General features: G+C 44.1%; 22 protein-coding genes. 14 read left to right on the top strand and 8 right to left on the bottom strand.

Annotated features, from left to right (window positions below; genetic code table 11):
• The first annotated feature begins 31 nt into the window (after positions 1 to 31).
• The 7 genes from FTV30_RS01700 to fdx all read left to right on the top strand — a co-directional run bounded on the left by FTV30_RS01700 (position 32) and on the right by fdx (position 5,440).
• The gene (locus tag FTV30_RS01700) at positions 32 to 505 is read left to right on the top strand and encodes an Rrf2 family transcriptional regulator (protein WP_005096769.1); all 474 of its coding nucleotides are present in this window, start codon (positions 32 to 34) and stop codon (positions 503 to 505) included.
• A 1-nt stretch (position 506) separates the two neighbouring features.
• Positions 507 to 1,724: an IscS subfamily cysteine desulfurase gene (locus tag FTV30_RS01695; RefSeq protein ID WP_005171123.1), complete on the top strand. Its 1,218-nt coding sequence runs from the start codon at positions 507 to 509 to the stop codon at positions 1,722 to 1,724.
• Positions 1,725 to 1,831: 107 nt separating this feature from the next.
• Positions 1,832 to 2,218 (top strand): Fe-S cluster assembly scaffold IscU, encoded by a 387-nt coding sequence (gene iscU / locus FTV30_RS01690; RefSeq protein WP_005171124.1) that lies wholly within the window; start codon positions 1,832 to 1,834, stop codon positions 2,216 to 2,218.
• A gap of 34 nt (positions 2,219 to 2,252) precedes the next feature.
• Entirely contained in the window at positions 2,253 to 2,573 is a 321-nt protein-coding gene (iscA, locus tag FTV30_RS01685; protein WP_005096766.1) for an iron-sulfur cluster assembly protein IscA, read from the top strand.
• Between the two features lie 103 nt (positions 2,574 to 2,676).
• On the top strand, positions 2,677 to 3,192 hold the full coding sequence (gene hscB, locus FTV30_RS01680; RefSeq protein WP_005096765.1) for a Fe-S protein assembly co-chaperone HscB: 516 nt from the start codon (positions 2,677 to 2,679) through the stop codon (positions 3,190 to 3,192).
• A gap of 34 nt (positions 3,193 to 3,226) precedes the next feature.
• Positions 3,227 to 5,086 (top strand): Fe-S protein assembly chaperone HscA, encoded by a 1,860-nt coding sequence (hscA, locus tag FTV30_RS01675; protein WP_180000901.1) that lies wholly within the window; start codon positions 3,227 to 3,229, stop codon positions 5,084 to 5,086.
• Positions 5,087 to 5,101: 15 nt separating this feature from the next.
• Positions 5,102 to 5,440 carry an ISC system 2Fe-2S type ferredoxin gene (gene fdx, locus FTV30_RS01670; protein WP_005171126.1) on the top strand — a complete coding sequence of 113 codons (339 nt, stop codon included), beginning with the start codon at positions 5,102 to 5,104 and terminating at the stop codon, positions 5,438 to 5,440.
• A 66-nt stretch (positions 5,441 to 5,506) separates the two neighbouring features.
• Here fdx and FTV30_RS01665 read toward each other — a convergent pair whose 3' ends face one another.
• The 5 genes from FTV30_RS01665 to FTV30_RS01645 form a co-directional block, all read right to left on the bottom strand.
• Positions 5,507 to 6,997, bottom strand: coding sequence for an adenylate/guanylate cyclase domain-containing protein (locus FTV30_RS01665; RefSeq protein WP_100357143.1), 1,491 nt, complete (start codon positions 6,995 to 6,997; stop codon positions 5,507 to 5,509).
• A gap of 56 nt (positions 6,998 to 7,053) precedes the next feature.
• Complete coding sequence (locus FTV30_RS01660) at positions 7,054 to 7,488, bottom strand: HIT domain-containing protein (RefSeq protein WP_100357142.1); 435 nt, start codon at positions 7,486 to 7,488, stop codon at positions 7,054 to 7,056.
• A 229-nt stretch (positions 7,489 to 7,717) separates the two neighbouring features.
• Positions 7,718 to 11,176, bottom strand: a complete 3,459-nt coding sequence (mfd, locus tag FTV30_RS01655; protein ID WP_180000900.1) for a transcription-repair coupling factor — start codon at positions 11,174 to 11,176, stop codon at positions 7,718 to 7,720.
• Positions 11,177 to 11,299: 123 nt separating this feature from the next.
• Entirely contained in the window at positions 11,300 to 11,665 is a 366-nt protein-coding gene (locus FTV30_RS01650) for a hypothetical protein (RefSeq protein WP_005171129.1), read from the bottom strand.
• Positions 11,666 to 11,795: 130 nt separating this feature from the next.
• Positions 11,796 to 13,238, bottom strand: a complete 1,443-nt coding sequence (locus tag FTV30_RS01645) for an aspartate ammonia-lyase (protein ID WP_171304268.1) — start codon at positions 13,236 to 13,238, stop codon at positions 11,796 to 11,798.
• 419 nt (positions 13,239 to 13,657) lie between these two features.
• Between FTV30_RS01645 and putP the strand changes: the two genes are divergently transcribed.
• Positions 13,658 to 15,166 (top strand): sodium/proline symporter PutP, encoded by a 1,509-nt coding sequence (gene putP, locus FTV30_RS01640; protein WP_074383168.1) that lies wholly within the window; start codon positions 13,658 to 13,660, stop codon positions 15,164 to 15,166.
• Between the two features lie 77 nt (positions 15,167 to 15,243).
• Here the strand turns inward: putP and FTV30_RS01635 are convergent, their stop codons facing one another.
• Positions 15,244 to 15,738, bottom strand: a complete 495-nt coding sequence (locus tag FTV30_RS01635) for an Lrp/AsnC ligand binding domain-containing protein (protein WP_100357140.1) — start codon at positions 15,736 to 15,738, stop codon at positions 15,244 to 15,246.
• Positions 15,739 to 15,857: 119 nt separating this feature from the next.
• On the opposite strand from FTV30_RS01635, the gene putA reads away from it, so the two are divergent.
• The 4 genes from putA to FTV30_RS01615 all read left to right on the top strand — a co-directional run bounded on the left by putA (position 15,858) and on the right by FTV30_RS01615 (position 22,309).
• Positions 15,858 to 19,610 carry a trifunctional transcriptional regulator/proline dehydrogenase/L-glutamate gamma-semialdehyde dehydrogenase gene (gene putA, locus FTV30_RS01630; protein WP_180000899.1) on the top strand — a complete coding sequence of 1,251 codons (3,753 nt, stop codon included), beginning with the start codon at positions 15,858 to 15,860 and terminating at the stop codon, positions 19,608 to 19,610.
• 184 nt (positions 19,611 to 19,794) lie between these two features.
• On the top strand, positions 19,795 to 20,877 hold the full coding sequence (gene trmA, locus FTV30_RS01625; protein WP_180000898.1) for a tRNA (uridine(54)-C5)-methyltransferase TrmA: 1,083 nt from the start codon (positions 19,795 to 19,797) through the stop codon (positions 20,875 to 20,877).
• A gap of 243 nt (positions 20,878 to 21,120) precedes the next feature.
• Entirely contained in the window at positions 21,121 to 21,345 is a 225-nt protein-coding gene (locus tag FTV30_RS01620; protein ID WP_005096749.1) for a hypothetical protein, read from the top strand.
• Between the two features lie 403 nt (positions 21,346 to 21,748).
• Complete coding sequence (locus FTV30_RS01615) at positions 21,749 to 22,309, top strand: lecithin retinol acyltransferase family protein (RefSeq protein WP_034608524.1); 561 nt, start codon at positions 21,749 to 21,751, stop codon at positions 22,307 to 22,309.
• An 82-nt stretch (positions 22,310 to 22,391) separates the two neighbouring features.
• On the opposite strand, the gene FTV30_RS01610 is transcribed toward FTV30_RS01615, so the two are convergent.
• Positions 22,392 to 23,303 (bottom strand): bestrophin family protein, encoded by a 912-nt coding sequence (locus FTV30_RS01610; RefSeq protein ID WP_005096746.1) that lies wholly within the window; start codon positions 23,301 to 23,303, stop codon positions 22,392 to 22,394.
• Positions 23,304 to 23,371: 68 nt separating this feature from the next.
• Positions 23,372 to 25,099 (bottom strand): glutamine--tRNA ligase/YqeY domain fusion protein, encoded by a 1,728-nt coding sequence (locus FTV30_RS01605; RefSeq protein WP_005171137.1) that lies wholly within the window; start codon positions 25,097 to 25,099, stop codon positions 23,372 to 23,374.
• A gap of 422 nt (positions 25,100 to 25,521) precedes the next feature.
• On the opposite strand from FTV30_RS01605, the gene FTV30_RS01600 reads away from it, so the two are divergent.
• Complete coding sequence (locus FTV30_RS01600) at positions 25,522 to 26,031, top strand: peptidylprolyl isomerase (protein WP_005171140.1); 510 nt, start codon at positions 25,522 to 25,524, stop codon at positions 26,029 to 26,031.
• A 110-nt stretch (positions 26,032 to 26,141) separates the two neighbouring features.
• Positions 26,142 to 26,861, top strand: coding sequence for a UDP-2,3-diacylglucosamine diphosphatase (locus tag FTV30_RS01595; protein ID WP_005096742.1), 720 nt, complete (start codon positions 26,142 to 26,144; stop codon positions 26,859 to 26,861).
• Positions 26,862 to 26,867: the final 6 nt, after the last annotated feature.

Genomic DNA, 26,867 nt, shown 5'->3' with positions numbered 1-26,867 from the left:
ATACATCTAGTCTAACCATGTGTATCGAATCATGCGCCTAACCACTCGCGGTCGCTACGCTGTGACTGCTCTACTTGATCTAGCTTTGCAGCCTTCTGAAAAAACGATTACGCTCGCCGAAATTGCGGCACGTCAAACTATTTCTGTTGCCTATCTTGAGCAGTTATTTGCGAAACTCAAGCGCCATGGCTTGGTTTCAAGTGTTCGTGGAGCAAATGGTGGATACCATTTAGCACGTAATGCAGATGAAATTACTGTGTTAGCAATTATCGAAGCTGTAAACGAAACAGTTGATGCGACTCGCTGTGACCATAAAGGCAACTGCCAGAATGGTGCGATGTGCTTGACTCATGATTTATGGCAGGAACTCTCCCACCACATTGCCGATTATTTAGCAAAAATCTCGCTTGCTGATCTGGTTGCACGTGACAATGTACAAACAGTGTCATTACGCCAAAATTCAGCACCCTTTGATTCAGCCCTTTTATCGGTTACAGGTATTTGACATGAAACGTCCGATTTATCTTGATTATGCAGCTACGACTCCGGTAGATCCTCAGGTTGCTGAACGTATGATGGAATGTTTAACATTCGAAGGTACCTTCGGTAATGCTGCATCTCGTTCACATGCTTATGGCTGGCAAGCAGAAGAAAAAGTTGAATATGCACGTGAACAGGTCGCTAATTTAATTAAAGCTGATCCACGTGAAATCGTATGGACTTCAGGTGCAACCGAATCAGACAACCTTGCGCTTAAAGGTGTGGCTCATTTCTATGCATCGAAAGGTAAACATATCATTACCTCTAAGATCGAACACAAGGCAATTTTAGATACGTGCCGTGAGTTAGAGTCTGAAGGTTTTGAGATTACCTATATTGAACCACAACCTCAAACCGGTTTAATTACTCCGGAAATGGTTCAAGCAGAAATTCGTCCAGATACGATTCTGGTTTCACTGATGATGGTGAACAACGAAATCGGTACGGTTACTGATGTTGCAGCGATTGGTGAAATCACTCGTGCCAACAAAATTTTCTTCCATGTCGATGCAGCACAAGCGGCAGGTAAAGTTGAAATTGATCTTTCAACTTTAAAAGTAGACCTGATGAGCTTCTCTGCGCACAAGATCTACGGCCCTAAAGGTATTGGTGCCCTGTTTGTACGTCGTAGCCCACGTGTACGCCTAAAAGCTGAAATGCATGGTGGCGGTCACGAGCGTGGCATGCGTTCAGGTACGCTTGCAACGCATCAAATCGTGGGTATGGGTGAAGCATTTGAACTTGCAGGTAAAAACCTGGAAGCTGAACAAACCCGCTTACGTGTACTTCGCGACAAGCTTTGGAATGGCGTACAAGACCTTGAACAGGTGTTCTTGAATGGTCATCCTACACAAAACGTAGCGAACTACTTGAATATCAGCTTCAACTTTGTTGAAGGTGAATCACTGATGATGGCCTTGAAAGATGCTGCGGTATCTTCAGGTTCAGCATGTACCTCTGCAACACTGGAACCCTCTTATGTACTTCGTGCATTGGGTCTTTCAGACGAGCTTGCACACAGTTCGATCCGCTTCAGCTTTGGTAAATACACCACTGAAGAAGATATCGACCATGTATTGAGTATCACTAAAGCTGCTGTTGAGAAGTTACGTGAACTTTCTCCGCTTTGGGATATGTTTAAAGAAGGTATCGACCTTTCTAAAGTTGAATGGGCTGAACATTAATCTTCATCCTGAGATAGTGACCAATCGGTTGCTATCTCATTGAGAAAAGTTTTTTAACCCCCATATTTAATAATACTAAGGCTGACCCCGAGGTTTGGAGAAGCAACATGGCTTATAGCGAAAAAGTAATTGATCATTACGAAAACCCTCGTAATGTTGGCGTTTTAGATAAAAATGCTGAAAACGTTGGTACGGGTATGGTTGGTGCACCCGCATGTGGTGACGTGATGCGTTTACAGATTCAAGTCAACGATGCAGGCGTAATTGAAGAAGCACGTTTTAAAACTTATGGTTGTGGTTCAGCAATCGCATCAAGTTCTTTGGTGACTGAATGGCTCAAAGGTAAAACTTTGGATCAAGCTCAAGCAATCAAGAATATCGATATTGCAACTGAACTGGCACTTCCACCAGTAAAAGTACACTGCTCTGTTCTTGCAGAAGATGCAATCAAAGCAGCTGTAGAAGACTACCGTAACAAGAAAGTTAAAGCTTAATTGTTCCACGTTTTTAAATTTTAACGGAGTTTTCATGATCCATTTAACTGAAAATGCTGCAACTCATATCAGCAATTATTTAAAAAATCGCGGTAAGGGTGAAGGCATTCGCGTTGGTGTGAAAACTTCAGGCTGTTCTGGTCTGGCTTATGTACTCGAGTTCGTTGACGAAGTCGATACACATGACCAAGCATTTGAGCAGTTTGGGGTTAAAGTATTCATTGATCCGAAAAGTCTGGTTTATCTTGAAGGTATGGAGATGGACTATGTTAAAAACGGCTTGAACGAAGGCTTTGAATTTAACAACCCCAACAAAAAAGGCGAATGCGGTTGTGGTGAATCCTTCACTGTATAAACCCGGCAGTTATTCTCTTTTGACATTAAAACAGTGTGTTTCACACTGTTTTAATTGCATTTATACAGTTATTTTTGCACATTAATCGCGGACCCCATCTCCCATGAATCATTTTGAGCTGTTCAATCTTCCAGTAGCACTCGATATTGATTTGGCAACTTTAAAAACTGAATTTTTAAAGTTACAGCAACAATATCATCCCGATAAAGCTGAAGACAAAGATCAGGCCCTGATTAAATCAAGCGATATCAATCAGGCTTTTAAAGTTTTGTCAGCGGTCGATAGCCGTGCAGCGTATTTATTGTCCCTCAAGAAACAGGATTATCACTTAGATCAATCGATCAGTGATTTTGAATTCTTGCAGGACGCTCTGGAAATTCGTGAACAACTCGACGATGCCACCTCTGCTGAAGATTTAACTTCACTGAAAGTTGAAGTACAGCAATGGATTGACGGTCTGGTTCGTGAGTTTAAAATTGACTATACCGATGAAGACTGGGCTGAAGCACGCGATACAGTGCGTAAACTACGCTTCTTTGTCAAAGTCATGGCAGATATCGACAAGGCGGAAGACCGCTTCCTGGACGATGACAGCTTTGACCTTGATGATGATTTCTAATTTTTAATATTTAACGTGCAAAGGATGTAACACTATGGCTCTCTTGCAAATTGCAGAACCAGGTCAATCAAGTGCACCACATGAACACCGCATTGCGATTGGTATCGATTTAGGCACCACCCACTCTTTGGTTGCCACGGTTCTTTCAGGTAAAGCCAAAGTGCTGAATGACGAACAAGGTCGTGTGCTACTTCCTTCTATCGTGCATTATGCAGAACAGCAGACTCAATATGGTAATGAAGCCGCGCCTTTTATTACCAGCGATCCTAAAAATACCATCGTTTCAGTCAAGCGTTTCATGGGTCGCTCTCAAGCGGATATCAAATTCCAGCATCCTTATGCCTTGGTCGGCGAAGCGAATGAAATGCCGGCTTTTGAAACCGCACAAGGTCGTAAAACTCCGGTTGAAATTTCTGCAGAAATTTTAAAGCAGCTCAAAGATCGTGCTGAAGCAAGTCTGAAAAATCCGGTGAATGGTGCAGTGATTACCGTTCCAGCGTATTTTGATGAAGCACAGCGTCAGGCAACCCGAGATGCTGCCCAGCTTGCCGGTTTGAATGTTTTACGTTTATTGAATGAGCCAACCGCTGCTGCTGTGGCTTATGGCCTCGATCAGGAAAGCAACTTGAGTACAGATCGCAACTATGTGATTTATGACTTGGGTGGCGGTACTTTCGACGTTTCGATTCTGCGCTTCTCTCAAGGCGTGTTTGAAGTGCTGGCGACTGGCGGCCACACTGCCCTCGGTGGTGATGACCTGGACCGTTTAATTTTGAAATGGGCCAAGAAACAGCTAAACATCGAAACTTTAGATGATGCTGAATATGCACATTTTATTGTGGCAGCGCGTAAGGCCAAAGAAGCACTTTCAGATGCTGAAACCGTTCAAATTCAATTACTCGATCAAGTATTAACCCTTGACCATTCAACCTTTGAAGAAATCATTAAAGTTGCTTTGGACAAAACCATCAGCGTATGTAAACGTGTGATGCGTGATGCCAAGCTTGAACTGGATGACATTCAAAATGTGGTTCTGGTGGGTGGCTCAACCCGTTCTTATGCCGTACAAAAAGCAGTTGGTGACGTATTTAGCCAAGAACCGCTGTGCACGATTAACCCGGATGAAGTGGTGGCGATTGGCGCATCGATTACAGCAAACCAACTGATTGGCAACTCGACTGATGGTTCCTTATTACTGGATGTTACCCCACTGTCTTTAGGTTTAGAAACCATGGGCGGACTGGTGGAACGTCTGATTTCACGTAATACTGCCATTCCTGTAGCACGTCGTCAGGAATTTACTACCTATCAAGATGGCCAGACTGCCATGTTGATCCATGTAGTTCAAGGTGAACGTGATCTGGTTGAACATTGTCGTAGTCTGGGTCGTTTTGTCTTGCATGGCATTCCACCAATGACAGCCGGTCAGGCACGTATCGAAGTAACTTTCCAGGTCGATGCTGATGGTTTGTTGACGGTATCTGCCAAAGAAACAACATCTGGCGTGCATGCGCAAATTGATATTAAGCCATCTTATGGCTTATCCGGTGAAGATACTGAGCGCCTATTACTTGACGGTTATAAATTTGCCGAGGAAGATAAAAATCTGCGTCATTTGAATGAAACCAAAGTTGAAGCCCAGCGTGAGCTAGAAGCACTGGTTCAGGCACTAAAAGTAGATGCCGCTCTGTTGACTGAAGAGCAACTGGCAGCACTGCAAACTGCACAGGCACAACTTGAAACCGAGCTTCAAGGTTCAGATATCAAAGCGATTGAATCTGCAGTTGAACTGCTTAAAATACATAGTGATGCTTTTGCAGCAGCACGTATGAATCAACATATTGATGCCGCTCTTAAGGGCACTAAACTCGACGACTGGTCAAACTCAAACTAATTTAAGGTAACGACTATGCCACGTATTAAAGTTCTTCCACATGCGCAGATTTGCCCCGAAGGTGCTGAGTTTGAAGTCGAACACAATGCCAACCTGTGCGAAAGCCTACTCAAAAATGGCATTAAAATCGAACATGCCTGCGATATGTCAGCTGCATGTACAACGTGCCACGTTGTGGTACGTCAAGGCTTCGACAGCCTCGAAGAAATGGATGATGTAGAAGCAGATTTACTGGATCGCGCTTGGGGTCTGGAACCTGATTCACGCCTTTCTTGTCAGGTCACACTGGTCGATGAAGATCTGGAAATTGAAATTCCAAAATACACCATCAATCACGCTTCGGAAAATCATTAAGATTTTTCTTGAAAGATCATATAAAAAACCACGCTTAGACGTGGTTTTTTATATTTATGAGAATGATTAGATTACTTTGGAGTCTTTGAGTGATTCAAATTCGTCTTGTGGCTGGAGATGCTCAATCACTTCATCTTCAAGTTTAAGCTTGACGATGCCTTGAGAGTTGGTCAATTTCTGCTGAGTTTCAATGCGTTTAATCATTTTTTCCAGTACATGAATCAATTCTGGATATTCAAAGTTTTGTACTTCGTCCAGATTGAGCAGTAAATGAAAGCCTTTATATTCATAGTCGAACCAACGTTGATACTCAACTTTCTGCGATGCATATTTTTCCATTAGCTGCCAAGTTCTTACCGGTGCTTTAATGCCTTTCAAGAAAATTGGTTTTTTCGGCGCACATAAATAATCATTTTTGATCAGATTATGAGTATCTTCTGAAATCAGGATTTCATCCACTTCAGCTGCGCTCTGTAAGCGCGCTGCCAGATTGGCATCCCGTCCTACAATGGTATAGGCCATCCGATGCGTCGCACCATAATTCCCGACGTGGCAATAACCGGTCGAAATACCCATACGGATATGCAGTGGCGGATAACCCATTTTAATCCAACGCTCACGCAGCAGTTTCATTTGCTGACGCATGGCAATCGCCATTTCCATACAGTTCTTGGCATCCTGCTCTACGCCTTCAGAGTTTGGATCACCAAAGAAAATCAGGATGGCATCCCCCATGAATTTATCAACAGTCGCTTCATAATTTTTGGCGATTTCGGTCATATGCCGCAAATAATCATTGAGCAAGAATGCTAAATCATCTGGAATAAGCGTTTCAGACAGTTCTGTAAAGCCTTGAATATCCGAGAAGAAAATTGTTAACTTTTTACGCTTATATTCAATTTTCGCTTCAGATTCACCTTTCATGATGGATTGCCACAACTGCACAGGCGCATAACGACTCAGCTGATTGGCAAATTCCATATAACGGTTCATCTGTTCAAAATAATGATTTTTCTTCTGGGTCATATATTGCACACGACCACTTTGATAAAAACTTCCGACACCAAAATAGGTAATCAGGCAGATGAAGCCTAAAACCGTCAGTTCACTGCTGGTCGGTTCAAAATAATTCCCAAAACCAAAGACCAGAATATTGGCCAGATAAAAAACGGTGATCCCGACCAGACTGGCCAGAGAAGCCATCATCAATGAAATTTTATTACTGATTGCGGTATAGAGTATTGCCACCAAACCCAGCAAGGACAATACCAGATCCAGCTGTACTGCGGCTAAAACCACTACAATGACAATAACATCAATCAGAAAAAGAACATTGCGCCGAATACGATAATCATGGCGATAGATTAACCAGCGCGACAGTTTCGAGCTAATCAATAAAATCAGGAATAAAAATACAGGAACAAAGAGCTGATACTGGGTATCCGGTTCAGTGTAATGAAAGACGACCAGAACCAGAGACAGCATGATATAGCCCATCAAGCGATGAAAATATTCAAACTGTTGTGGTTCTTTTTGAATCCAGTCGTCTAATTGCATTCAGTCACTCCCTGAAGTCCGCAATCGTTCATAGATCTCGGAATACTTGGGGCTAATCAGTCCATACGCCAGTCAAATGGCATATCACCTTGACCACGTAGCGCCAGCATGAGTGTTTGACGCATATGTGCCAATACTTCACTGCTATAAGGAACAGTTGGTGTACCCCAAACAGGCTTCGGCCATGCTACATCGTTCTGATAACGAACCACATGATGAAAATGCAATTGCGGAACCATATTGCCCAATGCCGCGACATTCATTTTATCCGCACGGAAAACACGTGCCAGCTGGCTTGATAACCAGCTTGATTCACGTAAAAACTGCTCTTGGTCAGCTTGGCTCAATTCATATAATTCAGAGACACCCGGCACACGTGGAATCAGGATCAGCCAGGGAAATTGCATATCATTCATCAAACGACATGTTGACAAAGGAAAGTCGCCTACAAAAAAAGTATCTTGAGCAAGTTGTGGATGCAAACTAAACATATCTTTATAAATGATGCAAAATTAGAATGATGGCTAATACTAACATATCCAACCGAAGCTGAATATTGAAAGCAATGGGTTTAAAGACAAATTCTCATGATTTGTTGCAAGGCGCATCACGAGAATTTGTTCGAACATTTCATTAAAAAAAGCTGGTTTATCATTCCTGAAAATTTCAATGAAAATGAAATGTATCATGAACTTTCAAACTGATTTAGTCTAAATCAAATTAGCCCACTTCTTTCAATAGACTGTCCAGCAAATCCTGAATAAACTGAATCCGCTTTTGGTAATCTTCCAGCATGACCATGACCTTAAGACGTTGCCCGCCATTCATCCGGAAATAGGTTGGATGTTTCTGCATCATCTGGATAATGGTCATGGCCTGAACCGGGGTATCTGGCGCGAATTCCACATGCCCACCTTGAGCACTAATATCAATTTTGGTGATGCCAAGCTGCTCGGCTTTGAGACGAATCTGATGCACGGCAAAGAGCTGTTTGACCGGTTGTGGCGGTATGCCAAAACGGTCGATCAATTCCATCCGAATATTGTCCAGCTTCTCCTGAGTATCAGTATTACTGATACGCTTATAGAACAACAGACGCTGATGCACATCTCCGAGATAATCATCCGGAATCAGTGCGGGCATATGCAGGGTAATTTCTGCGGTCAATGACAAGGGTGCATCGAAGTTTGGCGTTTTGCCTTTTTGAATGGCTTTGGTGGCTTTTTCCAGCATTTCCATATACAGGCTATAACCAATCGCCTGCATTGAACCGCTCTGCTGTTCGCCGAGTAATTCACCTGCCCCGCGAATTTCCAGATCTTCGGTGGCCAGCATAAATCCGGCCCCCAAGGTCGAAGCACGCTGGATCGCATCCAGACGTTTTTCGGCATCGCCTTTTAAGGCTTTTAAAGACGGCACCATTAAATAGGCATAGGCCTGATGATGCGAGCGCCCGACTCGGCCACGGAGCTGATGTAATTGTGCCAGGCCCAGTTTGTCAGCACGTTCAATCAAAATGGTATTGGCATTTGGGACATCAATCCCGGTTTCAATAATGGTCGAACAGACCAGAACATTGTATTCCTTGTGATAGAACTGCTGCATCACCTGCTCCAGTTCACGTTCACGCATCTGGCCATGTGCCACAATCACCCGGGCTTCCGGCACCAATGTACGAATATGCGCTGCGGCACGGTCAATCGTATCGACTTCATTGTGCAGGAAATAGACCTGACCACCACGCAACAGTTCACGCAGAATCGCTTCTTTAATGGTGTCATCGGTATGTTCTTGCACAAAGGTTTTCACCGCAAGACGGCGTGCCGGCGGTGTGGCAATAATCGATAGATCACGCATGCCACTAAAGGCCATATTTAGTGTACGCGGAATTGGAGTGGCTGTCAGGGTCAACATATCGACATCGGCACGCATCGCCTTGATTCGCTCCTTGTCACGTACTCCAAAACGATGTTCTTCATCGACAATCATCAGGCCAAGATTTTTAAACTGGACATTTTCCTGTAAAATTTTATGCGTACCAATCACGATATCCACTTTGCCTTCAATCAGGTCGTCAATGGTCTTGGTATGTGCTTTGGAAGAACCGAAACGTGACAGCACTTCAATCCGAACTGGCCAATCGGCAAAGCGGTCTTTGAATGAATCATAATGCTGTTGTGCCAGCAAGGTGGTTGGCACCAGAATCGCCACCTGCCGGTTATTCTGTACCGCAACAAATGCGGCACGCATCGCGACTTCCGTTTTACCAAAACCGACATCACCACAGACCAGACGATCCATCGGCTTAGCTTGTTGCATGTCATGCAGCGTGGCTTCAATCGCATTGGCCTGATCCAGCGTTTCTTCATAGGCAAAGCCACTGGCAAACTGCATATACAGACTTTGATCAATTTCAAAACTGATGCCGGGTTTAGAGACACGGCGTGCCTGAATATGCAGCAACTCGGCCGCAACATCATGAATCTGTTCCAGCGCTTTATGTTTGGCTTTATTCCATGCATCTGTCCCGAGCTTATGCAATGGTGCCAGATCCGGATCACCACCGCTATATCGGCTGATTAAATACAGATTGGTCACCGGCACATAGACTTTGGCCGCATCGGCATAATCCAGCTGCAAGAATTCATGATCCTGATCATCAATACTTAAAGTGACCAGACCGGCATAACGCCCCACTCCATAATCGATATGCACCACAGGCGCGCCCATGGTCAGTTCAGTCAGACTGCGGATCAGAAATTCTTCTGAAACTTCCTGCTGACGTTTACGGCGGCGCTGTACCACGCGATGTTCATAGAGCTGGTTTTCAGAAATGATGCTGACACGATCGGTCAGCACCAGACCACGCTCTAATGGCGCATTGGTAATCGCAATCGCATACAGGGAGGTGATAAAGCTCTCAAAGTTATCAACCGTCGGAATATCACCCAGACTTGGTCGTAACGCATCTTTTAAGCTTTCACGGCGTCCGGCACTCTCGGCCACCAGCAGCACCGGATGATTGGCCTGATCGATATATTTTTTGACTTCAATAAATGGTTTTTCACGTTTTGGATCGACAGGCAGACGTGGTGGCAACTGGGTATCGAGGTTCAATACGCCGGCTTTTTGGTCAAAAGGCGTTTGGGCGGCGATAATACGTGCAAACTGATTTAGCTGCTCCAGCACCTGATTAGTTTGAAAAAACAGGCTTTCAGGCGGCATGATCGGCTGATCGACATTGTGGCGACGATCTTCATAACGGCGCACCACATCTTGCCAGAATTGGGTCAAACTCTCATCTAAAGCCCGATCTGTAATGACAATGCCATTCTTAGGTAAGTACGAAATCAGCGAACTTTGACCTTGCATGGCTTCAGCGCTAAAAAACAAGGGCAAATAGAACTCGATTCCCGGTGAAACAATGCCCTCCATCACATCCAGATAGATCGGGTTTTTCTTTGGATTGGCAGTCGGGAAAAATTCGGCATAGCGGTCACGGAACGTCGCACGGCCTTCCTTGAGCGGAAATTCTTGTGCCGGCAATACGGTAAACTGCTGCAAACTTTGCGTGGTGCGCTGAGTTTCGGAATCAAAAAATTTCAGGCTTTCAATTTCGTCATCAAACAGGTCGATCCGAATCGGTGCTTCCTGCCCCGAGGCATAAATATCCATGATACTGCCGCGTACCGCAAATTCACCCGGATCATAAACCGTATCTACCAGATAATAACCGGCCTGAATCAGCTTTTTCTTCTGTTGTTCCAGATCGAATTTCTGTCCGACGTGAATATCAAAATGTTCACCCAAAATCCATGAAGTCGGTGCGATACGCTGTGCCAAGGTTGAGGCAGAAAGTAACAGCACGCCAGTTTTTGGCATATTGGATAAAATCGCCAGACGTTCCGAGACAATATCCTGGTGCGGAGACAGGCGGTCATAAGGCAAAATTTCCCAATCTGGAAAAATCGTGGGTTTAATCCCATAAAATTCCAGTTCACTTTCCAGTTGACCCAAATGCTGGTTATTGCGTGCAATCACAATAAATAAACGCGATTGCTGCTGCACGATTTCTTTGAGCAACAATGCCGTCGAGGAACCTTGCAGATTGCCTAACCAGCGTTTCTCGCCTGCTTTGAGTTGTGGTAAATTGAGTTGAGAAATTTCTTGTTGGAACATGGATATAGCTTTAAAGTCTAAATAACCTGAGGCTTATACTAGCACGATGATCTCAGGATATTTTGTTATTTTTATGCAGTCTTGCCACATCCATACGCTTCGATTTCAAGCCACTTTTAACACTTATTTTTTCTCTCGCAGAAAGTTACGATAATAATCATTTAACTTCTTGAGGATCATTTTAAATTGCAGCAGGTTTTCTTCGGTATTTCCCAAAGTCACATTAAAACGCTGATGGGCAATTTCCAGATCAATCTTTTCATTGATCAGCATCGCGGTGTCGTATAACGCTTTTAAATCATCAAACTGTTTTAAACGGCGATTGGACAAATATTCTAAGCGTGCGGCCAGTTCCTGATTTAAATCAATACCATCCACGATATAACCTGTGCCTTCGACATGCTGGATATTCTGCTCGTCTAAATATAACTGTGCAGCAGTCGGTTTATTAGTTTTAAATAATGCACTGATTTTATCAAACATCGCCATTTACCCAGCCAAATAAAGTTCAGACCCTAGTCTAGATGAAAATGCCTCAAATCCACATATCGAACTTGAGGCAAATTGTCAAAATCACAACAATCAGTTGAGTTGAGCTGTTTCAAGACAATTTATGCTATCAAGAAACCTGTTCGAGCTGACTCTCTGCTACAGGTATTTCAGACACCAGATTTTCAAATGCAAAGATTTCTTCTAATTGTGTTTCGCTTAATAAACCGAGTTCCAATACCACTTGCGGCACGGTTTTATTTTCACGCATACATTGTTTACCAATTTCATCACATTTGGCATGCCCCAGAATCGGCTCAAGTAAGGTCACAATCCCGACACTGCGCATAACGGAACTTAAACAGATTTCTTCATTGGCCTGAATGCCAGCAATACATTTCTGATTCAGGGTTTGCATGCCTTGAGTCAACAATTGAATCGACTCATTCATGGTCAGGGCAATCACAGGTTCCATCACATTCAGTTGTAACTGCCCAGCTTCCGCTGCCATAGTAATGGTCAAATCATTACCAATCACCCGGAAGGCAATCTGATTGACCACTTCCGGAATCACAGGATTGATTTTTGCCGGCATAATTGATGAGCCTGCTTGCAATTCCGGTAAGCGAATTTCAGCCAGACCTGTACGTGGTCCCGAGCTAAGCAAGCGCAAGTCATTACAGATTTTGGACAGTTTCACTGCCAGGCGTTTTAAACTGCTCGACAAGATAATAAAGACACCACAATCACTGGTGGCCTCCACATAATCTTCTGCACCTTTTAAAGGCAGCCCCGTCAGGTGCGCCAAAGTTTCGACGACTCGCGTCGCATAACCTGGCGGTGTGTTTACCCCAGTCCCGATCGCCGTTGCACCTAAATTCACTTCCAGCAATAACTGGCGCATCTGCTCAATCAGTTTTAAATCTTCCTTTAATAAAGTCGCAAAAGCCCGGAATTCCTGCTCCATGGTCATCGGGACTGCATCTTGCAACTGGGTACGTCCCATCTTGATCACATACTGAAATTCGGCTGCCTTCATATATAAACAGTCAATCAGTGCTTTTAACACTGCCAATAATTCATTCAGGCTGCTATAAGTTGCCAAACGCAAAGCAGTTGGATAGACATCATTGGTCGATTGCGAAGTATTCACATGATCATTCGGATGCAGGATGTGATACTCACCTTTATGATGCCCCAAGAGCTCTAAGGCGATATTGGCAATGACTTCATTGGCATTCATATTAATTGACGTACCAGCACCGCCCTGATAAGGATCAAGTGGAAAGGCTGCTTGCCAGTTTTCAGGATGCTGAATCAATTCATTACATGCTTTTTGAATCGCAGTACTGGTTTGCTCGGATATTTTTTGAAAATGCAGGTTGGTCTGTGCCGAAGCTTTTTTGACCTGGGCCAATGCACAAATAAAATGTGATTGTTGCCCTATCGCCAATCCTGAAATCTGGAAATTTTCGATGGCACGTAAAGTGTGAATCCCATAATAGCTATGCAACGGGATCTGTTTTTCCCCCAATAAGTCACGTTCAATGCGGGTCGGTTCGATTTGCAGCATATTGTCCACTAAAAAATACCTTGGCGATGCACCGTATTTGGTGTGGTCTCAATATGAGCAAACAAATACAGAGCGAATAGGAGGACTTTAACCTAAATTTGCTACGATTTATTACCAATACAGTAAAGCTGTGAGTTTTGTAAGATCATGTAAATAAAAAGCTAAAATTTAAATCTTTTAATCGCTTATCCTGAATTAGCTTGTTTTGCCTCAATCCAATACTTTATCTCTCGCTGTTAAGTGGCTTAACTTTCCTTAAGTTCCATCTAGTTAAATTGGTATTTACAATAAACATACATAAAAGCTGTGTAAATGTTACAGAGTGTAATTTTTAAACCGTGCTTGAATCACTGCCTTGTGATCTCCGTACAAAAAATCATCTGGAACGATGGTTTCCATATTTACAGGATGCCCTGCCTATGACTTATTTAAATCCGACCCTGATTACCTTCATGTTTTATATTATCGCCATGATTGCAATCGGTTTATATGCTTACCGTGCAACCTCCAATTTTGATGAATATATTTTAGGTGGACGTAGTCTGGGCAGTGTCGTTACAGCTCTTTCCGCAGGTGCATCAGATATGAGTGGCTGGCTGCTGATGGGTCTTCCGGGCGCAATTTACCTGTCTGGCCTGTCAGAAGCCTGGATTGCCATCGGCCTGATTATCGGAGCGTGGCTAAACTGGTTACTGGTGGCAGGTCGTCTACGGGCGCATACCGAATACCAGAATAATGCCCTGACCCTGCCAGATTATTTCACCAGCCGTTTTTCCGACCGCAAACGCATTTTACGGGTCTTGTCTGCCTTGGTGATTCTGGTGTTCTTTGCAATTTATTGTGCCTCGGGCATGGTCGCAGGTGCACGCCTGTTTGAAAGCCTGTTCGGCTGGAATTACACCACGGCGCTTATCATCGGTGCGATGGCGACAATTTTATATGTGTGTATTGGTGGTTTTCTGGCAATCAGCTGGACGGATACTTTTCAGGCCGGTTTGATGATCTTCGCACTGTTGCTGACCCCGATCATTACCTTCCTGGCCTTGGGTGACAATAGCCAGCAAGTGAGTGTCATCCTTGAATCTGCCCGTCCACATGCGTCCAGTATGCTTGAAGGCTTAAGCGTGGTGGCGATTATTTCCAGTCTGGCCTGGGGTTTGGGTTATTTTGGTCAACCACATATTTTAGTGCGCTTCATGGCAGCAGATTCAGTGAAGACCATTCCTGCTGCACGCCGTATTGGCATGACCTGGATGATTCTGTGTCTGGGCGGCGCAGTGGCAGCTGGTTATATCGGGATTGCCTATTTCACCGTTAATCCAGCATTCGCCTCGGTGGTGAACCAGAACCCTGAAACCGTGTTTATGGAATTGACTAAAATCCTGTTTAATCCATGGATCGCTGGCATCGTACTTGCAGCTATTCTGGCCGCGATTATGAGCACCTTGAGCTGTCAGCTTCTGGTCTGTTCAACCACCCTGACTGAAGATTTATACAAGAGCTTCCTGCGCAAAAATGCCTCGCAAAAAGAACTGATCTGGGTCGGTCGTGCTATGGTTTTAGTAATTGCGTTAATTGCGATTGCCTTGGCGATTAATCCGAACAGCAAGGTTTTAGGTCTGGTGGCTTATGCCTGGGCAGGCTTTGGTGCAGCATTTGGCCCCTTGATTATCTTGTCTCTGTTCTGGAAGCGTATGACCCTCAACGGCGCGATTGTCGGCATGCTGGTCGGTGCGGTGACGGTAATCGTCTGGAAAAACTATATGGGTGATACCGGCCTGTACGAGATTATTCCCGGTTTTATTCTGGCTACCCTGAGTATCGTGATTGTCAGCTTAGTGGATAAGGCACCGAGTGATGATGTGGTACATCGTTTTGAAATGGCCAAAGCTGAATATCAAAAAGAAATGGCTGAAATGAAAAAATAGTCTGGATATTCAATACAATAAAAGGGACTTTCGAGTCCCTTTTGTGTTTTTTAGATTAGTCGTTAATACGCTACAAATTATTTAGATTTTCCCGGTATTTTTAGATGGATCTGCTGACTTTCTTTAATCACCTCCATCACCGGATAACTGCGTGTTTCCTTGATCCCGGGCAGTTGCCATAAGATTTGCCCGGAAATTTTACGGAATTCATCCATATTGGCGCAGCGGATTTTTACCACAAAATCGAAACCGCCACTGATCATATGACATTCAATAATTTCTGGAATCTGCCGGACTGCATGGGAAAACTCATCTAAAACATTCGGTGTGGTTTTATCCAGTAAAATCTCTACAAAAACCACAAAAGCGTTATTGAGCAGATTTGGATTCAGACGGGCTTCGTAGCCCAGAATATAGCCTTCTTTGGTCAGTTTCTGCACCCGCGCCAGTGCCGCAGTCGGCGATAAATTTACCAGTTCAGCCAGTTTAATATTGGATAACTTGGCATCGGATTGTAATAAACTCAGGATACGAATATCTATACGGTCTAGGCTTAAATAAGGAGGCTGCATTAGAATTATTCTCTAAAAAATGTAAAAACTATAGTGAGATATTCGTCAAATATTCTGTGATTATAGATTAAAACTCGTTAGCCCCGCTAGATCTGATTGCAGCAGTACAGGATGTCACTATGCCGACCACACTAAGCCCCACCTATGGTTCAGATGCCATGAAGCAGCCAAATTATATCGCCGAATTCAAAGATAAAAATGAATACGAACAACGTATCAATACCACATGGCGCCGTGCGGAAACTGAATGCGTCGAAGAACTCTTGCTGCATAGTGAAATTTCCTCGGAACTCAGCGACAAGATTCAAGCGCTTGCCTTTGATCTGGCGCATTCCTTGCGTGAACGTAAAAGTTCAGGCGGTAAAGCGGGCATCGTACAAGGATTATTACAGGAATTTTCCCTATCTTCTCAGGAAGGTATTGCCCTGATGTGTCTGGCCGAAGCCTTGCTGCGTATTCCAGACAAAGCCACGCGTGACCTGTTGATCCGCGACAAGATCAATCAGGGCAACTGGAAAGAACATCTCGGTCAAAGCCAGCTGATGTTTGTCAATGCCGCAGCCTGGGGCTTGATGCTGACGGGTAAATTAATGGAAACCCCACAGCAAAAAAACCTGTCCAGTTTATTAACCGGCCTGTTGGCGCGCAGTGGTCGCGGCATTATCCGTAAGGCTGTCGATGTTGCCATGCGCATGATGGGCGAACAGTTTGTGACGGGTGAAACCATTGATGAGGCGCTGAAAAATGCAGAACGTCTGGAAGAAAAAGGCTTTCGTTATTCCTATGACATGCTTGGTGAAGCAGCACTGACCGATCCGGATGCGGAACGCTATTATCAGGATTATCAGCAAGCGATTCATGCCATCGGGCAAGCCTCGCAGGATAAAGACGTTTATGATGGCCCGGGCATTTCCATCAAACTCTCTGCCCTGCATCCGCGTTATCAGCGCGCACAGATGGATCGTGTACATGATGAACTGTATGGAAAAATGCTTAAACTCGCGGTCTTGGCGAAACAGTACAATATCGGTTTAAACATTGATGCCGAAGAAACTGACCGTCTGGAAATTTCCTTGCAACTGCTTGAACGCCTGTGTTTTGAGCCGCAATTACAAGACTGGAAAGGCATTGGCTTTGTGATCCAAGCCTATCAAAAACGCTGTTTCTATGTGGTAGATTATATTGTTGATCTGGCCAAACGTAGTCAGAAACGCCTGATGATTCGTCTGGTCAAAGGTGCCTATTGGGACAGCGAGATCAAGAAAGTACAGATTGAAGGCATGTCGGACTATCCGGTATTCACTCGTAAGGTGCATACCGATCTGTCTTATATCGCCTGTGCGCGCAAATTATTGGCTGAACCGGATTATATCTATCCGCAATTTGCCACCCATAATGCACAAACCGTGGCCACGATTTACCAACTGGCGCAACCTGAGCAGTATTATGCGGGTCAATATGAATTCCAGTGTCTGCATGGCATGGGCGAACCCTTGTATGAAAATGTGGTGGGCGACAAGTCAGCGAATAAGCTCGGTGTCCCTTGTCGCATTTATGCGCCAGTCGGCAATCATGAAACCTTATTGGCTTATCTGGTGCGTCGTTTGCTGGAAAATGGCGCAAATACGTCTTTTGTCAACCGGATTGCCGACAAAACCCTAAATATCGAAGATTTGATTGAGAATCCACAACAAACGATTTTAAAAGCTGCACAGCAGGAAGTCATGATCGGTGCCAAGCATCCGCATATTCCTTATCCGCAAGATCTGTATGGCACACGTATTAACTCATCGGGTCTGGATCTCGCCAATGATGCAGAGCTGAGCGCCTTAAATGAAGTCGCTGCCAGCCTGAAAAACACACAATTTCAGGCAGCAGCCATGGGAACGGCGTTTACAGTGACCGACACAAGTAACGCAGTGCAAATCATCAATCCGGCACAACATCAGGATGTAGTCGGTACAGTCTATGAAGCGACTCAGGAACAGGCTGAAATTGCCTTAACGCAAGCTGTCAATGCACAAGGTTTCTGGGCCAATTTGCCAAAAAATGAGCGAGCAGCCTGCTTAAATAAAGCCGCGGATCTGATGGAACAGCGTTTGCTGACACTGATGGTGATTCTGTCCCGTGAAGCTGGCAAAACCTATGCCAATGCCATTGCCGAGGTCCGGGAGGCGGTAGATTTCTTGCGCTACTATGCCGGTCAGATGTTGGATTTAGCTGAAAATACACAGATTCAACCTTTGGGTACCGTGCTGTGTATCAGTCCATGGAACTTCCCGTTGGCAATTTTTACCGGCCAGATTTCAGCAGCGCTGGTCGCGGGCAATACCGTCATCGCCAAACCGGCAGAACAGACCCCGCTGATTGCTGCACAAGCGGTGCAGATTTTATGGGAAGCTGGCATTCCGCAAGACGTCTTACAGCTCTTGCCGGGTCAAGGTGAAAGCATTGGTGCGCAGCTCAGTGCAGATTCACGCATTCAGGGTATCATGTTTACCGGCTCAACCGAGGTCGCCCATATTCTGCAAAAAACTGTAGCAGAACGTCTGAACCAGTTTGGCGAAAGTGTGACCCTGATTGCTGAAACCGGCGGTCAAAATGCCATGATTGTCGATTCATCTGCATTAACTGAGCAAGTGGTGCTTGATGTGGTTAATTCTGCCTATGACAGTGCCGGCCAGCGTTGTTCTGCTTTGCGTGTGCTCTGTGTGCAAGAAGATAACCTGGATGCTGTGCGCACGATGCTCAAAGGTGCCATGCAGCAGTTAAGAGTCGGCAATCCGATTTTATTAAAAACCGATATTGGTCCGGTGATTGATCTTGAGGCCCAGCAAAATATTCAGACGCATATTCAGCAGATGCGCAACAAAGGTCACAAAGTCCATCAACTAATGTTTAACCAAGATGAGACTGAATTAACCCAAGGCACCTTTATTCCGCCAACATTGATTGAACTTCCAAACCTGAACGATCTGGAGCGTGAAGTCTTTGGTCCGGTGCTGCATCTGATCAGCTATAAATATGGTGAACTGGAACAGTTATTGGAACAGATCAACAGCAAAGGCTATGGTCTGACCATGGGCTTACACACACGTATTGATGAAACCATACAAACCGTGATTGCGCGAGCAGAAGTCGGTAACTTGTATATCAACCGTAATATCGTCGGTGCAGTTGTGGGTGTTCAGCCTTTCGGTGGTGAAGGCTTGTCCGGTACTGGCCCGAAAGCGGGTGGGCCGCTTTACATCTACCGTTTAATGCAGCAGCTTTCCGAGAAGAAACTGGCGCAGCCTTATGCCATGCGATCTGATCAAGCCCCTATTGAACACAAACCAGTCCAGGAATTTAAGGCTTGGGCCTCTAAAACTTTCCCCACAATCTCCTTAAAAGCACCCAGCCAGATTGCGACCGGACAAAGCTTTAGTTTGCAAGGTCCAACCGGCGAAGAAAACCAGTACATGATCTTGCCACGTGAAAGTGTTCTATCTTTGGCGCACACCGAGCAAGACCAGATTCAGCAAATTTTGGCCATTTTATCGGTCGGCAGTCGCCCTGCAGTATTGGCTGAAAATACTTTTGTGCTGAAATATCTACAAACAATGCCAAAAGCAGTTGCTGCCCGATTCAAAGTGATTCAAGACATTGAAAGTGGGGAATTTGATGCTGTATTACATCATGGTGATGCTGCGGAATTGATTGATTTACAGAAGCGTATTGCGGCTCGAAAAGGCCCCATTGTAGGAATCACGCATTTAAACTCAGGCAATCATGACATTCCGGTGGAGCGATTGGTGCTTGAACGGGCCATTAGCATCAATACGGCAGCAGCCGGTGGCAATGCCAGTTTGATGACGATGAGTCATCTCTAAATTAATCGAATCATCTTGTCATTTTTCTGTTCATGATTTCCTCTTTACGGCCAAATTTTTCTCCTCAGAGGGTTTGGTCTTTTTTATGCAGTTTTTAAAGCCGCTCAGCCACAATAGGCTTAGGCAGATCAGCAATTATTTGCTACCATTTGCGCTTTAAAATATTTGCGACTTCTTACTGCATATGACTTCATCTTATCAGCAACAACTCGATGCCAAAATTGAACGCATCAGCGCTCAGTTTGCCGAATATCAACCACCTGCCCTCGAAGTATTCCAGTCTCCTGAAAAATATTTCCGCATGCGTGCTGAATTCCGGATCTGGCATACTGAAGATGATCTGTTTTATGCCATGTTTGAACGTGACGAGAACAACAATAAAAAAGTGATTCGGATTGATGAGTTTCCAATTGCAGACCGCAGTATTAATGACTTGATGCCGCAACTACTGGCAGCATTCAAGGCAGATGCCAATCTGGGTCATCGCCTGTTTGAAGTACATTTTCTGGCGACCTTAAGTGGTCAGGTTCTGGTTTCTCTGATTTATCATCGTAAACTGGATGAAAGCTGGGAACCGGCAGCCAAAGCACTGGCAGAACAGTTAAATATCAAGTTAATTGGCCGCAGCCGTGGACAGAAGTTTGTCCTGTCTGATGAGTATGTGGTGGAAGAACTTTCTGTTTTTGATCGTACCTATCAATACAAACAGATCGAAAGCAGCTTTACCCAGCCGAATGCCCAAGTCTGCCAAAACATGCTGGAATGGGCATGTGATGCGGCAGAGCAATCTGATCAAGATTTGCTGGAATTATATTGTGGTAATGGTAACTTTACCCTGCCACTCTCGACCAAGTTCCGCCGTGTTCTGGCAACCGAGTTAGCCAAATCTTCAGTCTATGCGGCTGAGTGGAATATTGAGCAAAACCAGATTGAGAACATTCAGGTCGCGCGTCTTTCTGCAGAAGAGTTCACCCAAGCTTACAACGGCGAGCGTGTGTTCCGCCGCCTGCAAGAAGCCAATATTGATCTTGCGACTTATGACTTTGATACGGTATTTGTCGATCCACCGCGTGCCGGTATTGATGATGAAACGCTTAAACTATTACAGCGCTTCCAACGCATTATTTACATTTCTTGCAATCCAGACACATTGCATGACAATCTGAAACAGTTGTCTCAAACCCATAAAATCAGCAAATTCGCTATGTTTGATCAATTTCCATATACACACCATGTAGAAACGGGCGTATTGTTAGAAAGAAGATAAAGAATTTGTTTCAATTTATTTTCTTGTTACAAAAAAGGAGTTTTTCGAAATTCCTTTTTTTATATCTTAAATCATTAACTTAATAACAAATTATCATTTGTACAGCTAAAAATATCGTTAGCTCTTTGAGCTTCAATCGGAAATTCTAAAGACTAACTGCTGCTTTTATCACATAGGTCCTATTGCTTTATTTATTTAATTGGCTATATTTCACTCTATGTTAGGTTGTTGTATGAAGGCTCTATGAGTTTTTGGCAAAAGTTGTTTTCTGTGGAACAACACAATGAACACAAGAATCAGATTGCTTGTGTAGAAAATGATTGCTCTTTCAAGACAAATGAACAGCTTCTTGAAGCTTTGTCTAAAGCAACTGATGAAGAGATCATCATCGGAATCAAAAAGGTTCTTGTATCACGCGGCTATAGCCGTAAGGAACTGAATGAACTTCAACACTTGCCCTTGCAGTAATCGGCAAAGGCTCTAGCCTGATCAAAAAAAGCACTTGTGTAACCAGGTGCTTTTTTTATATCTGTCGCTTTAACTACATTGAAGAAGAACCAAACTTAGAGAGTTCAATTGTATAAATCCGACTACACAACCTTCTGCCTTCTGTTGAGTAATTGGTAATAAATTGAACACTTCTTCCTCTCACTTTTTCTGATTTTATTGAAATGTAAAAGTTAGCTTAGGCTATTTATAGGTGTTACTGAACAGATGTTCATCTGAATTCTGCCATACAGGTGATCAAGTCACTTGCTGCATACGCCTATTGCTTGTCTGCCTAAACTCAAGCAAAGCGTCGATTAATTTAGCAAAAGGCAGTACACTTGTTATTAAACTACAATGCTTTTTTAAATGGCTTAATTCTGATATGCAACAGACTAAACGGTTTCCCATAGGAGCGCACCTTATGGTTAAACATTTCGGTTATACCCATCATGGGATATACGCTGGACGTGGTCGTGTTATTCATTATTCGGGCTTTGCACATTTATTCAAGAAACGCCCCATTGAAATAACCTCTATTGAAAAATTCAGTCATGGCAAAGCGATTCATGTGCAACATTATGACTCAGCGAAATATAAAGGCCGTAAAGTTGTGCGTCGCATGCGTTCCAGAATGCATGAAAATAATTATCATTTAATTATCAATAATTGCGAACATCTGTGTACTTGGGCGATTACTGGCGTAGAAAGCAGCCCGCAAGTGATCTATATGATGAATCGCCTGACCACGATTGGTTATATCAGCTCGATGATGAGCTTCATGAACAGCATGTTCCTGACCCTGACCACGACGAGTTTTGCCTTGGCCTTGTACATCAAGAAGAAGCTTAGAGATAAAGCCAATCTGCGTTTGCAACAATACCGTGAATTGCAAGATCAGGCTAAAACGAAAGTGTCAGACCTGACTAATCTTAAACATCGTTAATTTAAAGCTCAGCCTGCCGATGATTTTTTGTTAGTAAGAAATTTTGAGTTCGGGTTTAAACTTTGATATTAAAAGGAACAGATCAGGTTAAATAACCTTTTTTGGCCTGAATCGCTTCAGGTAAACCTTTACCCAAAGAGCTTAAGGTTTCCCGTTCTACCAGTCGTACCATTGAATCGAGTGGCAGATCATTATCCTGTAGCCCAAAAGGCTCTTCTAGCTCAGCACTGAGCTCATCTAGGCCTAAGAGCATATAAGCAATCAACCCGACCAGAATCGGCGTCCACAGGCCCAGATTGGCCTGCAAACTAAAAGGCAAAATAAAACAGAACGAATACACTGCACGATGTAACAGTACCGAATAAGAAAATGGCAATGGCGTCGACAGTATCCGGTCACAACCGGCCTGAATATTGCCCAAGGCCACAGTATGCTGATTCAAATTGTTATAAATAATATCGCTGATGTTGCCCTGCTTATATTGCTGAACCAACTCCTTTTGCATCTGTTCCAGCACCCATTGTGAAGGATTGATTTGCACGAGCAACTGATCGAATGCCATATTTTCAAAATGCGTGGTTGTTTGGTAATGCTGAATACTTTGTACTTGCTGTCTGAGCCGGTCACGCAACAGATGGCTAAACAGCATCATGCGATATAACAAGACCTCGCGGGTCTGATCATCCAGCACATGGCTGTCCCGGCATAAATGACGTGTGGTGGCGATTAGCGCTCCCCAGAGCTTGCGCCCTTCCCACCAGCGCTCATAACATGCCGTATTTCTAAAGCTGAGAAAGATCGAAAGAATCACACCAAAAATGGTAAAGCCGATTGCGGGTACGGCAGGAAGATTCACAAAATGTGCCTGACTCAAATAGACCAGTAGGCCGGAAATAAAGACCACCAAGACTAAAGCCGGCAATACCTTAGGCAAAATTGTGCCCTGCCAGGCAAACAGTAAACCGATACTATTGTTTTTATCACGCACAATCATGGCATTTTCCCTGCTGTATTGAAAAAGCCCAACCGAAGTTGGGCTTTTAATATCTGATTTAAACCTGATTATTTGCCTGGCTTGAAACTGTCTTTCAAGTCAAGAATACGGTTAAATACTGGTTTCTTGCTATTATGATCGTATTGATCGGCAACGAAGTAACCTTCACGCTCAAACTGGAAGCGATCTTCCGGTTGAGCTTGCGCCAATGCCGGCTCAATCACGGCTTGAACCACCTTTAATGATTCAGGGTTCAGGTTGGCCAGGAAGTCATCACCCACTTCAGGATCCGACTCAGTGAACAGACGTTCATAAATACGGACTTCGGCAGGCACACCTTTAGTCGCAGATACCCAGTGAACCACGCCTTTCACCTTGCGGCCTTCAGGGTTCTTACCCAAAGTTTCAGGATCAATCGAACATTTCAGCTCAACCACTTCACCATTTTCATCTTTAATGACTTCATCACATTTGATCACATAGGCATGACGTAAACGTACTTCACCACCTGGAATCAGACGTTTAAAGCCTTTTGGTGGTTCTTCCTCAAAGTCTTTACGGTCAATAAACAGCTCAGTGGTTAAAGGAATCACGCGTTCGCCCATGTCCACGTTCGGATGACGTGAATGGGTCAGATCCATATCGGCTGGCAAGTTGCTTAAGGTCACTTTCAGTGGATTTAACACGGCCATACCACGCGCTGCGGTATTTTCCAGAGACTGGCGGATGCAATATTCCAGCATCGCGACATCGACAATACTACCATCCACTTTCGATACACCGACACGCTGACAGAAATCACGCAGACCTTCAGGTGTAAAACCACGGCGACGCATACCGACTACGGTCGGCATACGTGGATCGTCCCAACCATTCACATGAGCACCTTCAACCAGTTTACGTAATTTACGTTTCGAGGTGATAGTGTAATCCACATTCAAACGGCTAGATTCGTACTGACGTGGCACAGATGGTGATTTAACCTTTGCCACCACCCAGTCATAGAACGGACGGTGATCCTGGAACTCTAATGTACAAAGCGAGTGGGTAATGCCTTCAATCGCATCAGACAATGGATGCGCATAGTCGTACATTGGATAAATTTTCCATGTATCGCCCGTCTGATGGTGCGCTGAATGCAAAATACGATACAAGATCGGATCACGCATATGTACGTTCGGTGAGGTCATATCGATTTTAGCGCGTAAAACAGCCTGACCTTCAGCATATTCGCCGCTACGCATCTTCTCAAAACGTTCCAGATTCTCTGCAACAGTTGCATCACGTTGTGGCGAGTTCTTACCCGGCTCGACAAAATTACCGCGGTTTAAACGGATGTCTTCGGGGCTTTGTAAATCCACATAGGCATCACCCTGTTCAATCAGCTGAACCGCCCATGTATAAAGTTGATCAAAATAGCTCGATGCATAGCGCGGCTCGCCCTCCCACTGGAAGCCCAACCATTTCACATCATTGGCAATACCATCAACATATTCCTGTTCTTCAGCATCCGGATTGGTATCATCAAAACGAAGATTACACACACCCTGGAATTCTTCAGCAATCCCAAAGTTCAAGCAAATTGCTTTCACATGGCCAATATGTAAGTAGCCATTTGGCTCAGGCGGAAAACGCGTGACGATCTGTTGGGTACGACCAGCGGCTAAATCATCCGTAATGACCTGACGTACAAAGTCCAAGCCCGGTTGTTGTTCTTGCTGCTGCACTGAATCGACTGCATTGTTCTTTTGGGTCGGGTTCTCGGGCAGAGATGTCACAACATCATTTGGCTTCATGATCAATCATTCACTTCTAAAGTTAAAAAGGGATTAACGAATATTTAATCGCACAGGTTGTACGCATATTCATTATCAAAGTTCCTTAGTTTAACTAGAGGTGAATAATCTCTCAACCGCTAACTATGGTATTTGATTTCAATTCACCCATTTTAAAAAATGAAAATACGGCGAGTTGCCTGAAACTAAAATATCAGTGCCTGTACAAGCAGTAAAATCATTAATTTACGCCAATTCAAAATAGGATGCCTGATAGGGCAATATCTGAAATGCCTTGATAAATCAACGTATAAATAAGGTACTATTTTTATGCTTTTAACAAAGAAAATAATGTTTTTACTTGCCTAGTCGATTGTAGTTTGCTTATGCTTCACTCATTCAGAAAAAACCATGGCACTCGTCCATGATTAGGAGATTACACAATGAGTTTTCCTCAAGTCGAATTAAACACCAATAAAGGTCGTATTGTTCTTGAACTCAATGCTGAAAAAGCACCTAAAACAGTGGCTAACTTTTTAGAATATGTGCGTGACGGTTTTTATGACGGCGTAATTTTCCACCGTGTGATTGATGGTTTCATGATCCAGGGTGGTGGTATGGATGAAAACTTCAAAGAAAAAGCGACCCGTGATGCAATCGAAAATGAAGCAGACAATGGCTTAACTAACGATTTGGGCACAATTGCCATGGCGCGTACGCAAGCTCCACATTCTGCATCTGCTCAATTCTTCATTAACGTTGGCAACAACGCATTCCTTAACCATTCTGGTAAAACAGCACAAGGTTGGGGTTATGCAGTATTTGGTAAAGTGACTGACGGCATGGACATTGTCAACGAAATTAAAGGCGTTCGTACTGGCAACCGTGGCTACCACGCTGATGTTCCACTAGAAAATGTGGTTATTGAGTCTGCAAAAATCATTTCTGAATAAAAAACGTCCTCTCCGTTCTTTATGAGTTTTAAAGCGATGCTTTAAAACGGTGTAATGGAAAATCCCTCATATAAATGAGGGATCTAGAGAGGAATAAAAGGAAAAGATTCGTGACCTATCTGTTTATCTCAGATTTACATTTGTCACCTGATCACCCTCGACTTGTTCGGGGGTTTTTAGATTTATTGACCGAATATCAAGATCAAAATACCCGATTGTATATTTTGGGTGACTGGTTCAATGCCTGGATCGGTGATGACTATACAGCCCCATGGCTGGACGAAATTATCACTGCCTTAAAACAGTTTATTCAGGCTGGCAATCAGGTATATTTTCAGGCAGGCAACCGGGATTTTGTTCTCGGCAGCAAGTTTTTAGCTCAATTTGGCGGAAAGCTGCTTCCTGAGATAGACCAACTGAACATTGCAAGAACACGTTTTCGCCTGGAACATGGTGATGCACTGTGTACCGATGACATCGCTTATCAGCGCTTTAAAAAGATTATCCGGCATCCACTTCTGCTAGGCTTATTAAAGCGTACACCGCTGTCTTTCCGTAAAAAATTAGCCAATGGCTTTCGTCAGCAAAGTCATCAGGCGCAGCAGTTTAAAAGCTATGAAGTGATGGATGTTAATGATCAGGCCGTTGAGCTGGCATTACAAGACGTTGACGTATTGATCCATGGCCATACGCATCGCGCAGCCATTCATCCGCTAGGTCAGAAAAAAAGAATCGTACTGGGTGACTGGAAGGAAGACAGTGCCGAGATACTGGAAATTCAGGAAAACCAAGATTTCGAAAGCCTAAAACTAAAAAAGTGGCGATATTAATCGGCC

The organism is Acinetobacter sp. YH12255 (assembly GCF_013417355.1).
GTDB classification, from domain to species: domain Bacteria; phylum Pseudomonadota; class Gammaproteobacteria; order Pseudomonadales; family Moraxellaceae; genus Acinetobacter; species Acinetobacter pseudolwoffii.
The sequence above is the reverse complement of the archived record's forward strand: the minus strand, read 5'-3'. Positions and strand labels throughout refer to the sequence as shown.